Here is a 15,390-nt window from a genome sequence, read left to right as displayed (position 1 = left end):
TGCGCTACTGTGTTATTGCTTGCCGAACCACTTCGTCGTAAGCGCGTCGTATGTGCCGTTAGCGCGCAGTGTCTGGAGTGCCTTGTTCATCTCTGCCGTCAGCGCGGTTTCGTCCTTGCGCAGCGCGAAGCCGTACAGCTCGGTGGTGAGTCCCTTGTCGAGTACACGGACGTTAGGCTGCGCCTTCGCGTATTCAACAGCGGCGGGGCGCCCGGTGACCGCGGCATCGGCGCGGCCAATGTTCACCAGGTCAAACATCTCCTGGTTTTTTTCAACTTCCACCCGCTGTACCTTCGGATAGTTGTCTTTCAGGAAGGCGACTGACTTCGTGCCGACCTGCACGGTCACTTTCTTGCCGTCGAGATCGGCGGGTGTCTTGATCGACGTGTCGTTCTTGCGCACCAGCACAACGAGGCCGCCCTTGTAGTAAGGATCGGTGAAATCGACGACCTTGCGGCGTTCGTCCGTCATGTAGATGCCAGACGCGGCGACGTCGAAGCGATTCGCGATCAGCCCTGGAATCAGGCCCTTGAAGTCGATGTCCACCCACTGCACCTTCTTGTGCATGATCTTGGCCATGGCTTCGATCAACTCAATGTCAAAGCCCGTGCGCTTGCCGTCCTTGACGAATTCGAGCGGGGGGAAGGTCGCGTCGGTTGCCACGCGGATGGTGTCATCGGCGGCGCGAGCGGCGGGCGCGGCGGCCACGCTAACTACCACGGCGAGCGCGAGGGCGGACAGTGCCTGGATCAGTTTCATGCTGGTTTCCTTGGATAGCGTGGACCACGCAACGTTAAAAATAAGGCGGTTCAAAGCTTGTAGCCGATGCGATCTGCCGCAGCGCGCGTGAGGTGCGTCAGTTCGGCTTCACGTCCTGCAATGCGCGCAACTGGCGCCATCAAGGTGATGGTTCCTTCCAGCCGTCCTGCATCCGATATAAGCGGCGCGCTCACGCCCCATACGCCGATATCGACTTCGCTCTCGCTCGTCGCAAAGCGTCGGCGGCGGATCTCCTCGAGTTGCGCACGCAGCGCGGCGGCGCTTTCAGCATCGTCGGGTGTGCTGCCCGCGATCAGGGCATCGGCTTTTGCTTCAGGCAAAAACGCGAGCAATGCTTTCGCTGAAGCGCCGCGTGTCAACGGATGCGTGCGGCCACGGGCGAACGAGCAGCGCAGCGGCTGGTCGCTTTCGACCATCGAGAGGCACACGACCGTGTCGTTGATCGGTACGAGCAAGCCGACGCTCTCGCCGGTCCGCTGCACGAGCGCCCGGATTTCGTCGCGGCTTTGGGTGACGAGCTGCGCGTTCTGGTCGAACCCCCAGGCTAGCTGCACGCTCGACGGACCCGGCTCGAACAGGCCGGAATTTGCGTGCTCCTGCAAGAGTCCCCACTGCTTGAGTGAGCCCAGGAGCCGGTACACGGTGGATAGAGGCGCGCCAATATCCGCTGCGATCTGCTTGGCGCCGATCGGTCGTCCTGCTCGGGCGACGCTGGTCAGCGCGTGGAGGACGCGATCGACCACGGAGGAAGATTCGACTGGCTGTCTCATGATGCAAGTCTCTCTCGCCAATTCTCAAAGAAAGAAATCAATTCTTATCGGATGAGAAAATGAGCTGACCCGACCAGTTTCCCGTTCAGCGCGACACGATGATCGGCAAAAAATCCGGCTTGCATCAGAATCCGTGCGGTCGTGGAGGCGAAAAGTTTCACGCGCGCCGCTGATCTCCTTGGCGTGTCGCCCCCGGTCGTATCGCGCGCCATCGCCACGCTCGAGCAGCGGCTAGGCAACCAGCTCTTTCACCGCACCACACGCCATATCTCTGCTTTCATTTTTATTTCGCATTTATTCCATTTCGATTGTTAACAGATTCGTCATTAAATTGATGCACGCGATAACAGTTGACGAAGTGCATATGCACACATAACCTGTGCACATGCACATAAGTCCTCCACGACACGATGACTGTTTTGCGGTTCGCCAAGCCGCGCGGCACATCTCGCAGTTATATGAGCGGCACTTGTCCGCGGTACAAATCACGCCGACGCAATTCAGCATTGTCTCCGCGCTTGAACGCATGCCGGACATGACGATGGCGGAACTCGCACAGGCCATGGTGATGGAGCGTACGACGCTGGTCCGGGTGCTGCAGCCATTGGTGCGTAGCGGGCTGGTCATGACGAAGCTGGGCGGACCTTGCCAGCGGCGTTTGCAGTTGACGCTGACCGAAGGCGGACGGACGAGACTCGCCGACGCGCTGCGGCACTGGCAAGCGGCACAAGAAGAATTCGAGGCGAAGTTCGGGCGCCAGCAGGCGGCGCGTCTGCGGCGCGAACTGTTCCGCCTGACCAGCGAGTGAATCATGCGACCCGCTCGCCCGACCCGCAGAAACCAATCGACGCAACCAACAGGACACACCGATGACCACTCCTTCCACGCAGCTTTCGTCCACCGCCGCGCCCACGGCTGAGCGCGGAGCGCGGCGGTCTTTTCGTATTGGCTGGATGCCGCTCGCGATCATCGTGGTGGTGGTCGTGGTCGCCGCAGCCTCGACATACTGGTTCACCGTGCTGCGTTTCGTGCAAAGCACGGATGACGCCTACGTTGGCGGCAACGTGACGGTGATGGCGCCGAAGGTGAACGGTTTCGTGACCGAACTGCTGGTCACCGACAACCAGCGCGTGAAGGCGAACCAGGTGCTGATCCGGCTTGACTCGCGGGACTACGACGCCCGGCTCGCACAGGCCGATGCCGACGTGCAGGGCGCTCGCGCCGCCGTCGCGGAGCTGGAGGCGAAGCAGCAGCTGCAGGCCGCCGTGATCAACCAGAGCCAGGCCGAGGTGCGGGCATCGGCGGCGGAGCTCACGCGCAGTGCATCCGACCAGGTGCGTTACCGGCAACTCGTCAAGGACGAGGCGGTATCGAACCAGGTGGTCGAACGTGCGGATGCGGATTACCTGAAGGCCCGCGCCACGCTCGATAACAGCAACGCAGCGGCGCTTGCCTCGCAACGTCAGCTCGCCGTGCTTGCCGCACAAATAGACGACGCCCGTGCGCGTGTCGCGACCGCTGAAGCGTTGTGGCGCGTAGCACAACTGAACGTGGAGTACACGACCATCCGCGCACCCGTGGACGGGTATGTCGGCAACCGGACGGCGCGCGTGGGCATGCTCGCGAACACGGGGGCATCGCTGCTGACGATCGTGCCCGCCGACGGCTTGTGGATCGACGCGAACTTCAAGGAAGACCAGCTTAAGAAGATGCATGTGGGCGACCGCGCGGACGTTGAGCTCGACGCTTCCAGCGGGATTTTTGAAGGTCATGTGGAAAGCCTCGCGCCCGCGACGGGGGCGACCTTCAGCGTGCTGCCTCCAGAGAATGCGACCGGCAATTTCACGAAGATCGTGCAACGCGTCCCGGTGCGGATTCGCCTCGACGTACCGAAGGACAAACAGGACGTACTGCGCGCCGGCCTCTCGGCGACGGTGAAGGTTCACCTCGACAGCGCGAGCCGGTCATGAGCCCGGCGGTTCCACTGAACCCCGCCAACCAGCCCACAAAACAGCGTGTTTTCGCGTTCGCGCTGATGTGCCTGGGTTTTTTCATGGCGACGCTGGACATCCAGATCGTGGCGTCGTCGTTGAAGGATATTGGCGGCGGTTTGTCGGCGAGCCAGGACGAACTGTCGTGGGTGCAGACCTCATATCTCATCGCGGAAATCCTCGTGATCCCGATGTCTGGTTGGCTCTCTAAGGTGTTCTCCACGCGCTGGCTGTTCGTGGCTTCCGCGGTCGGTTTCACCATCACGAGCATGCTGTGCGGCCTCGCGTGGGACATCAATTCGATGATCATTTTCCGCGGCCTGCAAGGTGCGCTCGGCGCAGCGATGATCCCGACCGTTTTCACCACGGCATTCGTGCTGTTCCCCGGCAAGCAGCGCCTGATTGCATCGACCACGATCGGCGCGCTTGCTTCGCTCGCCCCCGCGATCGGTCCGGTGATTGGTGGATGGATCACGTCGCAATGGTCATGGCATTGGTTGTTCTACCTGAACCTCGGGCCGGGGCTGGTGGTTGCGATCCTCGTACCGAAGTTCGTGCATATCGACGAACCTGATCTGTCGTTGCTGAAGAAGGGCGACTACCTGGGCATCGCGTTGATGTCGGGGTTCCTTGGCTGCCTTGAATACGTGCTCGAAGAGGGGCCGCGCAAGAACTGGTTCGGTGACGATGTGATCATCGCCTGCACGTGGATCTCCGCTATCTGCGGTTTCCTGTTCCTCGTGCATGCGTTCACTGCGAAAGATCCCGTTGTCGATCTGCGCGCGCTCGCGGTCAGGAACTTTGCGATCGGCTGTTTGCTGTCGTTCGTCACGGGTATCGGCATCTTCGTCGCGGTGTTTCTCACGCCGCTGTTCCTCAGCCGCGTGCGTGAACTGGATTCGCTGCAGATCGGGATTGCGTTGCTGTCCGTGGGCGTGTTTCAGTTGCTTGCGCTTGGTGCCTATGCGTTCACCTCACGTCTCGTTGACATGCGTTGGTGTCTGCTCTTTGGCCTCGTGTGTTTTGGTCTTGGCTGCTATTTCTATGTGCCGCTCACGAACGACTGGGGCTGGCAGCAACTGCTATTACCGCAGGCGCTGCGCGGGATTGGCCAGCAGTTCGCGGTGCCGCCTATCGTGACCATGGCGCTGGGGTCGCTGCCCCAATCGCGCCTGAAGTCGGCGAGCGGCCTGTTCAACCTGATGCGTAATCTCGGCGGCGCGATCGGCATTGCTGTCAGCGCGACCATGCTCAACGATCGGCTGAATTTTCACTATCTGCGCATTAGCGAAAGCGTCACGACGGGCAGTCCGGAGACGCAAGCGTTCCTGTCGAGGCAGTTTGCGCACTGGGGTTCAGTGGCCGGAGATGCGCTGAACGCAACCAACGCAGGCCTCGCCAACTTGCATGCGTTGGTGTTTCGCGAAGCGCTGGTGATGACCTTCTCCGACACCTTCTACGTACTCGCGATGTGTTTCGCCGTCGGCATCGTCAGCGTGATTTTCGTGCGGCCTATCGGCGCCGCGCCGCCTTCTCCTGACGCTCATTGAGGTCGACCATGTATAAGATTTTATTGGCACTCGCAGCAAGCACGACACTTGCGGCGTGCGCCGTGCAACCCGCGAGTCATGCGGATTTACCATCGACCGTACAGTCAATAGCGCCCGCGAACTGGAGCATCGACGCGCCACAAGACAACATGGATGCGGCCGCATGGTGGGAGCAATTCGGTGACCCCGTGCTGCATGAACTGGTGAGCTCGGTGTTGAGCCAGAACCTGGATGTGCAAGCTGCACTGGAGCGGGTGAAACAGGCGCAGGCCGTGACTACGCAGCGCCGCGCGGCGCTTCTGCCGGAACTCGACGCGAGCGCCAACGCCGCCGATGCGCGCCAGAACACGCCGCCGCCGCTGGGCTATGTTCGTCAGGCAGGTTTCGGCGTAACGCTTGGCTGGACGCCCGACGTATTCGGCGGCGAGCGCCTTGAGCTGCTGGCGGCACAGGCGCAATTGACGGGCCGTCAACATGATGTCGATGCTCTTCGTCTCGCGCTCGCGGCAAATACGGCATCGGCGTATGTAGATTTACGCTGGGCCCAAAGCGAACAGAAGATCCTGCGGGACAACATCGCGATCCGGGAACGTGCGCTGCGCCTGACGCAAGAACGCATGCAATACGGGCTTTCGCCGCGCCTTGACGTCACCCGCGCGCAGAACCAGTTGAGCGAGTTGCAAGCGCGTTTGCCGCGTGCCGACGCCACCATTCAACATCAGCTAAGTTTGATCGCGGTGTACTCGGGGCGCACGCCAGAATCCGTCGATACCCTTGTGCTGGCCAGGCCCGCCGCCATCCCCACGCCCTCGAACGCGGTGCCGCAGATGCTGCCCTCGGAGGCGTTGCTGCGCCGTCCTGATGTCCGTAGTGCCTACGCCGAGCTCACGCAACGCGCGGCCGAAGTGGGCGTGGCGCAGGCGGATCGCTACCCGAAATTTTCGCTGCAGCTGACCGACGGTTTGCTGGCGTCGTCGTATCTTGGCTTGCCCACGCTCACGGACAACCTCTTCAGCGCCGCGCTCAATGCGACCAGTCCTATCTTCAATGCCGGGCGCATCACGGCTGGCATCGAGCAGAGCCAAAGCCGCATGGGCGAATCCGATCTGCGTCTCCGGCAGACCATGCTGCAGGCGCTGAAAGATGTGGAGGATACGCGCACCGATCTTGTCAGCACGTCGGAGCAGGCTGACCGCCTGAAGGAAGCATTGCAATCCTCCGATCAGTCGCTACGCCTCTCCACGCAACTTTATAAGGGCGGTGCGAGCGGTTTCCTCGATGTACTCGCGGCGCAGGAAGCCTATCTGCAGGACTCGGATGCGCTGAACCAGGCGAAGCGTGAACACGCGCTGGCGGCCGTCGCGTTGTACCGTTCGCTCGGCGGCGGCTGGAGCGAAGCAAAGCAGGACTAATGCGTGGTCCGTGCCTCGGGTAACATCGGGCATCTTTCATGTTCAAGTTGCTTGACCACCCGCATGGCACTCAAAAACCTGTTGAGACGGCTTGACCTGACCACGCTCCAACTCTTCCTCTCGGTCTACGAGGAGGGCACGCTCACTCGTGCCGCCGAGCGCGAGGCGATTGCGATATCGGCCGCGAGCAAGCGGTTGCTTGAACTCGAACAGGCCGTGGGCGCGACGCTGTTTGTGCGGCGGGCACGAGGTATGGAGCTCACGCCCGCCGGCGAAACCCTGCTGCATCATGCGCGCCGCGTGCTGCGCGATGTCGAGAACATCGGCATTGAATTGGCTGAGCACGCGACCGGCGTGCGGGGTTATGTCCGCATGATGGCGAACCTCTCGGCCATTGTCGAATTCCTTCCTGAAGACCTGCGGGCATTTTTCTCGATGAACGAGCGCATCAAGCTCGACCTCGAAGAGCGCCCGAGCAGCGGCGTGGTGCAGGGTATAGCCGACAGCCTCGCCGACGTCGGCATCTGCTCGGGCGAAGCCGATACGCGCGGCCTCGATGTCTCGCATTACCGGCATGATTCGCTGGTCGTGGTGATGCGTGAGGATCATGCGCTCGCGGCGCGCGAGCAAGTCACGTTCGTGGAGACATTGGATAGCGACTATGTCGGACTGCATGCGGCCAGCTCTATCAACCTGCGCACGCACATGGCCGCACGTCAGGCGGGTAAGCCATTGCGGCTGCGCATCCAGGTGCCGGGTTTCGACGGCGTCTGCCGCATGGTGCAGGCCGGTTTAGGCATCAGCGTGCTGCCACTGAAGGTCTTCAACACCGTTGGCCGTCCGCTCGGGCTGACAGCCGTCACACTCGACGAAACCTGGAGCCAGCGCGACCTGATCGTCGTGGTACGCGACATTGCAGGCCTCCCGCCGGTCAGCCGTATGTTGTTCGATCATCTGGTAGCCGTGGAGCGCCAAGAGCACCAAGAGCGCGAGCAGTAAAAGGGAACCTGAGCGTTCGCGGTTCGCGAACGGTCATTGGCGAAATGCGGTTGGACGGGGCGCGTTGCCAGCTCCTAAGCTGTCTTCTAGGTTACGTTTTTCGGGAGACACGCATCATGGCTGGACCGCTCGCAGGCATTCGCGTCATAGAAATCGGCACTCTTATTGCAGCGCCGTTCGCCGCCCGGATGCTCGGGGAGTTCGGCGCCGACGTCATCAAGATTGAAGCGCCGGATAACGGCGACCCGCTTCGCAAATGGCGAAAGCTGCACGAGGGCACGTCGCTCTGGTGGTATCTGCAGTCGCGCAACAAGAAGTCCGTGTGCGTGAACCTGAAGTCGCCGGACGGTGTCGATGTCGTCAAGCGTCTCGCCGCGGACGCCGACGTCGTCATTGAAAACCTCCGTCCCGGTGCGCTCGAAAAACTCGGCCTTGGCTGGGACGTGCTGCACGCAATCAATCCCAAACTCACGATGGTCCGCATCTCCGGATACGGGCAGTCAGGACCGTATCGCGATCGTCCGGGCTTCGGTGCGATCGGCGAGGCCATGGGCGGCATTCGCTATACAACCGGCGAAGTCGATGGCGCTCCGGCACGCGTAGGCGTGTCGCTCGGCGACTCGCTGGCTTCGCTGCACGGCGTGATCGGCGCATTGATGTCGATCCTGCGCGTGAAGACCGGGCAGGGCTTAGGCCAAGTCGTGGACGTGTCGCTCGTTGAAAGCGTCTTTAACCTGATGGAAAGTCTGATCCCCGAATACGACTTGCTAGGGCACGTGCGCGAGCGCAGCGGCGGTGCGTTGCCTGGTATCGCGCCGTCGAATACGTATCGCACCGAAGACGGCGCGTTTGTGGTGATCGCGGGTAACAGCGATCCGATCTTCAAGCGCCTGATGCACGTAATAGGCCGCGCCGATCTCGCCGATGACCCCGCGCTTGCCCGCAACGACGGCCGCGCCGCGCAGAGCGCACGGCTGGACGAAGCGATCACCGCGTGGACCACGCATCACCCGATTGACGACGTGCTCGCCGCGCTCGAAGCAGCGCAAGTGCCGTCTGGCAGGATCTATTCGGTGGCCGACATTGTTGCGGACCCGCACTATCAGGCGCGTGACATGTTGCTTGACGCTGCGTTGCCCGGCGGAGTGTCGGTGAAGATGCCCGGCATTGTGCCCAAGCTCTCCGACACCCCCGGCGAAGTCCTTTGGCAGGGGCCGGCCCTCGGAGAACATACGGACTCCGTACTGTCTGATCTCGGATTCAACGCGAGCGATGTCGCACGGCTACGCAACGAGGGCGCCGTGCAATAAGCGCCGCTGCGGTCACCCGCAAAACTTTTCCCTCAACATCAAAGAACACATATGACCGCACGGCCTTAAGGCCAGTCCGGCAAGGAGACGATCATGAGTGACCTTGGCGCCACGACAGCCGTACCGCAGGCACACAGCGAAAACGACTTAAAAGCGGTGATCGGCAAGGTCGCCTGGCGGCTGATGCCGTTAATCATGATCTGCTATTTGTTCGCGTTTTTCGATCGCATCAACATCAGCTTTGCCAAGTTTCAACTGCAAAGCGATCTCGGTTTCTCGGACACCGCTTACGGTCTCGGCGCCAGCCTCTTCGTGATCGGCTATGTATTGTTCGAAGTGCCAAGCAACCTGATGCTTTACAAGGTCGGCGCGCGCCGCTGGATCGCGCGCATCATGATTTCCTGGGGCATCGCCACTAGCGCCATGGTGCTGGTCGGCAACGAATGGCAGTTTTATGCGCTACGTTTCATCATCGGCGCAATGGAAGCGGGTTTCGCCCCCGGCGTGCTGTACTACCTCACGTTGTGGTTTCCGGCGAGCCATCGCGGCCGCATCACCTCGATGCTGTTTCTTGCCTCGGCGTTCTCCGGGCTGGTTGGTGCGCCGTTGTCCGGTTTGGTTCTCGGGCACATGGACGGTGTGCTTGGCATCCGCGGATGGCACTGGTTGTTTCTGCTTGGCGGTTTGCCGTGTATCGTCCTGGGCCTGCTGGTACTCAAGTTACTGAAGGACCGGATCGAAGACGCGGGCTGGCTGAGCGCCTCGGAAAAGTCACTGCTGGCAAGCCGCATCCAGAGACCAGCGACGCACACGGGCGCTGGCAGCTCGTTGCTCGATGCAGTCAGGACGCCCGGCTTCCTCATGCTCGGCCTGATCTATTTCTTGATCCAGGTGGCGTCGTATGGCCTCAATTTCTGGGCGCCGCAGTTAATTCGAAGCGCCGGTACGCACAACCCGGCCACCATCGGTTTGCTGACGGCCGTGCCTTACATTTGCGGTGCGATCGCCATGGTCGTGGTGGGCCGGCTCTCCGACGCCTCGGGCGAACGCCGTAAATTCGTATGCGGACTGTTGGTGATGGCGGCGATCGGTTTTTTTGCCGCCGGGATCTTCGACAAACAAACGGGCCTCCTGATCGTGGCGCTCGGCGTGATGGGTGCGGGTGTGGTGGCATCGATCCCGGCGTTCTGGGCGCTGCCGCCGAAGCTCCTGACGGGGGCGGGCGCGGCCGGCGGCATAGCGTTGATCAACACCCTCGGGCAACTTGGCGGCATTGTGAGTCCGGTGATGGTCGGACGGATTCGCGACCTGACCGGCAGCACGACGCCCGCGTTATACGCGATCGGCGCGATGAGCCTCATCAGTGCATTGCTCCTGCTGGTCGGTTTGCCCGCGATATTGCGCCAGAAAGATCCATCGGAGGCTCGCGTTTCCCGGGGATAACCTGGCCCCGGCGGTTTTATTCTCAGGAGCCATTTGACGCTTTATAAGATCAAAAAAACTCTTGTTGTGCGATCGGGGAAAATCCAGTTGCAACCTGACGCGTTGTTAAATATGGACAAGGATTTGTTGCAATGGGCCAATATAAATAAGTCAAGGGTGCTCGCGATAAATACTCCCGATCGCTTTACTCAGCAGATTGGCGCGCTGGAAAATTGCAGGTGTTTTTGTCCGAGACCCTTGTTTTTGCCCGGCGTTTGAAGCGGTAAAACGACTTTAATCCGTTATCCGCAGCCGGACTCGGCCAAAAATACCGTCTACGATGAAAAGTGTGAAGACGCAGGAAAAACCGACCGGCGCACTTCAACTAACGCTTTAAAAATTGTCGTGACACCTGCGCTGGTCAAGCCCCTCCGTCATCCTTGCAATGCCGGGCAAACTTCGATTTGCCTTGCTTCACGCAACGATTCGGCGCATTCTTAATCGTTCCGATGCCGATGACCGTCAGTTTTCATATCGGTCTTCAGCAGATTTCCACGACGGTCAGCGCAGTGTGTCCAGCGAGTGCGTTATGACCATCCATACCATCGAATATCGCGGCTATGCATTGCGCGCCTATTCGCAGCAGATTTTCCCGCCGCATGGCGATCCGTTTGCAAAAGGTCCCAAGCGTTTTTCCGCGATTGTTCAGATAGACACCGTACCGTCCGACAGCGCAACGTCCAAGCGCTATTCGCCGGCAATCAAGGGCGCCGAGCCGGCCAATGCCGAAGACGCTATCGAGCTGGCCATGCAATACGGTCGAGACATCATCGACGGTAAGGTTCAGGCCGGTGCACTGTACAACGCGCGAAGCGGGCGCTTTTCCCGCTCGGTGCGACGGTTCCAGCCATCCGCGGCGGTACCGTCCGCCCCTTTGCAACCAGGCGCAGCAGACAACGCCACATGAGCGGCAACGCTCGCAGTAGCCACGCGTGACAAGATCTCGGGGCGTCGCGCAATAACTGAAACTGAAGAACATCATGAACGACACTGTAAGAAGCTATCGCGGCCTCGAAATTTATCCGCTGATCTACCCGCACAAGCCGCGCGGTGCCGACGGTTCCCGCCATTACGACTCGGGTTTCGACGCTGCGGTGAAGATTTCCCGGCGCGGCGTTGACGACGCCACGACCACCAGCCGGGTGTATCGCGTACCGGGCACCGGGCCGTTCAGCGGCTCGGGTGAAGCACGGCTCGCGTCCACGCGCTATGCCGAACGGCTGATCGACGGCAACGTCGTTGGCGAATCGATCGCCGATCTATGAGTTATTCGCTCGATCATCAGCCCGTGGCCTCTTCGCTCGATAACCGAACGGCCGACAAACCGGCCGGATGGGCCAATTACAACGTGGCGGCGTCCTCAAGGCGCGCAACGGGCGGAACCATGCCCACGCTGCGTATCACGCGGCTAAGCGACAAGCGCGTGATCTATCCGTTTGTTGGCTGCGCGGACATGCCGCTTTTCCCCGATGCACAAAGCGCACGCGATTACGCGGAGCAGTACGGCGCAAGCCTTGTGGACGGCGACATCGCGGTGCCTGAGTGACTAGCCCGAGTGCCTATCCTGGCGTTGGCCTGGGCGGGGGAGCGGTGTCGGTCCGCTGCAAATCGACGTGATCGTTACACTGTCTGACTAAGCACCGTCCGAAATAGCTTGACACCTCACCCCGCGCCACGTAATCTGTAAGTCGAAGTATTCAAGAAGCTCGATTGCTGTTCATCATTCTGCCTCGTTATCTCCGCGGTATTTGTTGTCCTCTCACTTCCTTGAAGCTTCTCTCGCCTCATTACGGGGTTGCATCATCTTTATATTTTCAAGGATTTAATATGGATACCGGTATCGTTAAGTGGTTCAACGACAGCAAGGGCTTCGGCTTTATCACGCCTGACGCAGGCGGTGACGACCTCTTCGCCCACTTTTCGGAAATTCGTAGCGACGGCTTCAAGACGCTCGCCGAAAACCAAAAGGTTAGCTTCGAAACCAAGCAAGGCCCGAAGGGTCTGCAAGCTTCGAACATTACCCCGCTGTAATTGGTGGTGTAAGTGATTAATCGCGTAGATTGGCTTGAGCCAATTTACGCGAGTAGTAAATGTTTTCGCGGAGCTTCGGTTCCCGGTTGTGGTAGTCGCTTTTGTTGAACGACGCCGCTACCACCAGCATTGCACCTGTCTGCCTCTGCTTGCATCTGTTTGCACTTCCACTTTAGTCCGCTGTTCGCTTTAGTCCCTCTGCAATCTCCTGCAACTTCGCTGCCACACGTCGCGATTCAAAACGAACGCTAATTGTTCGTTGGCGCGCTTGTGATTTCGGCTGCTTTCTGCTGTTTTTCTGCTGCTTCCTCTGCGAATTGTTAAGGCCTTGTGCCTGTTATCACGCGTCCTGACAATCAATGTTTGTCGGACCTGCGTTTGTTCGTGTGTATCACTAATGCATAATTCTAATATTTATTTGTACAACGGTTATAAAGTCGTTCCTTCAGCGCATCGTTTGCCTGATGGATCATTTGCGTCGAACCTTTTGCTCGAGCGCCATAGCGGCAGCGAGAAGGGCAACAGTTACCAGTTCCACGTTCTCGACTATTTCAAGAACGAGGCGCAAGCGCTCGGTCACTCGCGCAAGTGGGCACGGGAATGGGTCGACACCCGCGGCTGATTGTCCGCAGTGGGGTTCGTGGCGGGTCATTAGTTCATCCATCGAAATGGCCTGCTGTTAAGAACATGCCCCAGACATCCGTTTTCTCAAGTTCGATCTAGTCGGCTTGCTCTTGTAGTCCCCTGGCACGCGCAACAAGCGCATGTGTCCCGTCGGCGCACCTTCAGGTGCGCCGTTCTCGTTTCAGCTCATCGAATAAGCGTTTGCTCTATGGGGATGCCGTTGCACTTGTCCTGCATTGGCCCGTAGAACCAATCTAAAAATACTTGGAAAAACTTTACATCTTTACCCTTAAGTAACCTTCCGGCACGGTCGTTAACCCGGTTGCCTATGTCGACAAATGTGTGACGGAGCATCAGAAAAAGCTTAACGCGTTCGAGGGGTGAGAGCCTCGCCGTCAACGAAAACTTTGCGACAGGCACGGCGCGCGGCCGCACGGATCGACGTGCCCGCGCTGCACTCATACCGCTGCCGGCGCTTGGGGGGCCAAGGACGGCAGCGGCTATTCAGCCGTCAGAAGCCCGTCCGGGCAGGAGTCACCACGTGAACCTCAAACACATGACCATCAAGAGCAAGCTCATTGCTGGCTTCGGTGTGCTCTCAGCCATCGTGCTCGGTGTGTCAGCGATGTCGCTGCACGCGCTGAGCAGTTCGACCGATGGTTTTTCAAACTACGTCCATGGCCCAGGGGCGCGGGCCGACATGGCAGCACAGGTTCGCACTGCAGTGGACCGACGTGCCATTGCGGCTCGTAATCTTGTCCTGGTGACGAAACCGTCGGACCTGGAAATCGAGAAGGCCGATGTCACGCGTGCGTCGGAAGACGTGCAGGCGAAGCTGAAACTGCTGAAAACCATGGTCGCGAGCGGACCCAGTAGCAGCGACACCGCACGCGGTCTGGTGGGTGAAATCGATCGCGTGGAGACGCTGTACAGGCCGGTTGCCAACGACATCGTGGCGCTCGCGCTGGCCGGCAAGCACGATGAGGCGATCGTCAAAATGGATGACGAATGCCGGCCGCTGCTGGCCGCGCTCGTGAAGGCGACTGACGCGTACGCCGATTTCACGCGCAATCGCCAGGACCAGTTGGTGCGCGACGCTGAAGATCAGTATGAAATGCAGCGCAACCTGCTGGTCGCCATTTGCGTGGCCGCGATCGCCATGGCATTGGCGGCGGGCATGTTTATCACGCGTTCGATCACGCTGCCGATCCGGCGTGCAGTGGATGTCGCAAGCACTGTGGCACGCGGCGATCTTCGTAGCCGAATTGTGGTGACGCAGAACGATGAGACCGGCCAGTTGCTGGGTGCGCTCGCCGACATGAACATGCGGCTGATCGAAACCGTGAGTCGTGTGCGTGAGAGCAGTGGCAGCATCGCGAGTGCGTCGTCGGAGATTGCATCGGGTAACACTGATCTCAGCCAGCGCACGGAGGAACAGGCAGCGTCGCTGGAGGAAACGGCGGCGAGCATGGAAGAGCTGACATCGACGGTCAAGCAGAATACCGAAAACGCGCAGCAGGCCAGCGCGCTGGCGACGAGCGCTTCGGATGTTGCCCAGCGCGGCAACAAGGTGGTCGGACAGGTGGTCGATACCATGCACGGCATCAGCGAAAGCTCGGCGAAGATTGCGGAGATCACGGGGATTATCGAAGGGATTGCGTTCCAGACCAACATCCTGGCGTTGAACGCGGCGGTTGAAGCAGCGCGGGCCGGGGAACAGGGCCGCGGTTTCGCGGTGGTCGCGAGCGAAGTGCGCAGTCTTGCGCAACGGTCGTCGAGTGCGGCCAAGGAGATCAAGGACCTGATTGCGAACTCGGTGCTGCAGGTCCAGAACGGTTCGGCGCTTGCCAGCCAGGCTGGCGCGACGATGTCTGAGGTGACCCAGGCGGTCGCGCGCGTGACGGACATCATGGAAGAGATTGCGGCGGCATCGATTGAACAGGGTCGCGGCATAGAACAGGTGAACCAGGCCATCACGCAGATGGACGAAGTCACGCAGCAGAACGCAGCGCTGGTGGAAGAAGCGGCGGCGGCATCCCAGTCGCTGCAGGATCAGGGCCGGCAGTTGACGGAGGCCGTGGCGTTCTTCCAGATGGAGGGTGCGACGCTTGCGTCAGGTCCAGCGGTTAAGCCGACCGCTAGGTTGGCCGCTAAGTTGGCCGTTGAGCCGACCGCCAGGCCGGCTGTTCGTGCTGCGGTTTCACCGGTTGCCAGACGAGCCGTTGAGCGTTCGCCTACCGCGCTGGTTGCGCCGCTGAAAACAGCTAGTGCAGACGAGGAGGGCTGGAGCACGTTTTGACGCACTGCGTTAATGTCCGGCAGCTGAGCGAAGCAGCGCGATCGCGGTCGCGCTGTACTCTATATATCGATGCGCTGGCCTTTAACGTCAGCTTTTTGGTGCGTTCAGGCGGCGTTGACAGACAACCTGATAGCGGTCGGCA

15 protein-coding genes and 1 pseudogene are annotated in these 15,390 nt (G+C 60.3%); 14 read left to right on the top strand and 2 right to left on the bottom strand.

All coding sequences use genetic code 11. The features are described 5' to 3' along the window. Window positions 1-12: 12 nt before the first annotated feature. Window positions 13-759, bottom strand: a complete 747-nt coding sequence (locus SBC1_RS31665) for a transporter substrate-binding domain-containing protein (protein WP_165104281.1) — start codon at window positions 757-759, stop codon at window positions 13-15. A 50-nt stretch (window positions 760-809) separates the two neighbouring features. Continuing rightward, the gene (locus SBC1_RS31660) at window positions 810-1,550 is read right to left on the bottom strand and encodes an IclR family transcriptional regulator (RefSeq protein WP_165104280.1); all 741 of its coding nucleotides are present in this window, start codon (window positions 1,548-1,550) and stop codon (window positions 810-812) included. A gap of 123 nt (window positions 1,551-1,673) precedes the next feature. Between SBC1_RS31660 and SBC1_RS31655 the strand changes: the two are divergent. The 14 genes and pseudogenes from SBC1_RS31655 to SBC1_RS31590 all read left to right on the top strand — a co-directional run. Beyond that, a pseudogene (locus SBC1_RS31655) lies at window positions 1,674-1,823 on the top strand (LysR family transcriptional regulator); the annotation flags it as partial. A 112-nt stretch (window positions 1,824-1,935) separates the two neighbouring features. After that, window positions 1,936-2,358 (top strand): MarR family winged helix-turn-helix transcriptional regulator, encoded by a 423-nt coding sequence (locus SBC1_RS31650; protein ID WP_165104279.1) that lies wholly within the window; start codon window positions 1,936-1,938, stop codon window positions 2,356-2,358. Window positions 2,359-2,419: 61 nt separating this feature from the next. Then, window positions 2,420-3,520 (top strand): HlyD family secretion protein, encoded by a 1,101-nt coding sequence (locus SBC1_RS31645; RefSeq protein ID WP_165104278.1) that lies wholly within the window; start codon window positions 2,420-2,422, stop codon window positions 3,518-3,520. Beyond that, window positions 3,517-5,091, top strand: a complete 1,575-nt coding sequence (locus SBC1_RS31640) for a DHA2 family efflux MFS transporter permease subunit (RefSeq protein WP_165104277.1) — start codon at window positions 3,517-3,519, stop codon at window positions 5,089-5,091. The genes SBC1_RS31645 and SBC1_RS31640 overlap by 4 nt, the downstream gene beginning before the upstream one ends. Window positions 5,092-5,099: 8 nt before the next feature. Then, complete coding sequence (locus SBC1_RS31635) at window positions 5,100-6,503, top strand: efflux transporter outer membrane subunit (RefSeq protein WP_165104276.1); 1,404 nt, start codon at window positions 5,100-5,102, stop codon at window positions 6,501-6,503. A 63-nt stretch (window positions 6,504-6,566) separates the two neighbouring features. Next, window positions 6,567-7,502: a LysR family transcriptional regulator gene (locus SBC1_RS31630; protein WP_165104275.1), complete on the top strand. Its 936-nt coding sequence runs from the start codon at window positions 6,567-6,569 to the stop codon at window positions 7,500-7,502. A gap of 116 nt (window positions 7,503-7,618) precedes the next feature. Continuing rightward, entirely contained in the window at window positions 7,619-8,812 is a 1,194-nt protein-coding gene (locus tag SBC1_RS31625) for a CaiB/BaiF CoA-transferase family protein (RefSeq protein WP_165104274.1), read from the top strand. A gap of 93 nt (window positions 8,813-8,905) precedes the next feature. Continuing rightward, window positions 8,906-10,255: an MFS transporter gene (locus tag SBC1_RS31620; protein WP_165104273.1), complete on the top strand. Its 1,350-nt coding sequence runs from the start codon at window positions 8,906-8,908 to the stop codon at window positions 10,253-10,255. Between the two features lie 568 nt (window positions 10,256-10,823). Then, window positions 10,824-11,201 (top strand): hypothetical protein, encoded by a 378-nt coding sequence (locus SBC1_RS31615; RefSeq protein ID WP_370469670.1) that lies wholly within the window; start codon window positions 10,824-10,826, stop codon window positions 11,199-11,201. Between the two features lie 73 nt (window positions 11,202-11,274). Then, complete coding sequence (locus tag SBC1_RS31610) at window positions 11,275-11,559, top strand: hypothetical protein (RefSeq protein WP_165104272.1); 285 nt, start codon at window positions 11,275-11,277, stop codon at window positions 11,557-11,559. Then, window positions 11,556-11,840 (top strand): DUF6723 family protein, encoded by a 285-nt coding sequence (locus tag SBC1_RS31605; protein WP_165104271.1) that lies wholly within the window; start codon window positions 11,556-11,558, stop codon window positions 11,838-11,840. The genes SBC1_RS31610 and SBC1_RS31605 overlap by 4 nt, the downstream gene beginning before the upstream one ends. A 281-nt stretch (window positions 11,841-12,121) precedes the next feature. Next, window positions 12,122-12,325: a cold-shock protein gene (locus tag SBC1_RS31600; protein WP_031362000.1), complete on the top strand. Its 204-nt coding sequence runs from the start codon at window positions 12,122-12,124 to the stop codon at window positions 12,323-12,325. 397 nt (window positions 12,326-12,722) lie between these two features. Then, complete coding sequence (locus tag SBC1_RS31595; RefSeq protein WP_165104270.1) at window positions 12,723-12,947, top strand: hypothetical protein; 225 nt, start codon at window positions 12,723-12,725, stop codon at window positions 12,945-12,947. 558 nt (window positions 12,948-13,505) lie between these two features. Continuing rightward, entirely contained in the window at window positions 13,506-15,248 is a 1,743-nt protein-coding gene (locus SBC1_RS31590) for a methyl-accepting chemotaxis protein (protein WP_165104915.1), read from the top strand. Window positions 15,249-15,390 lie beyond the last annotated feature (142 nt).

Origin of the sequence: Caballeronia sp. SBC1 (genome assembly GCF_011493005.1) — a bacterium.
Classification (GTDB): domain Bacteria; phylum Pseudomonadota; class Gammaproteobacteria; order Burkholderiales; family Burkholderiaceae; genus Caballeronia.
The sequence above is the reverse complement of the archived record's forward strand: the minus strand, read 5'-3'. Positions and strand labels throughout refer to the sequence as shown.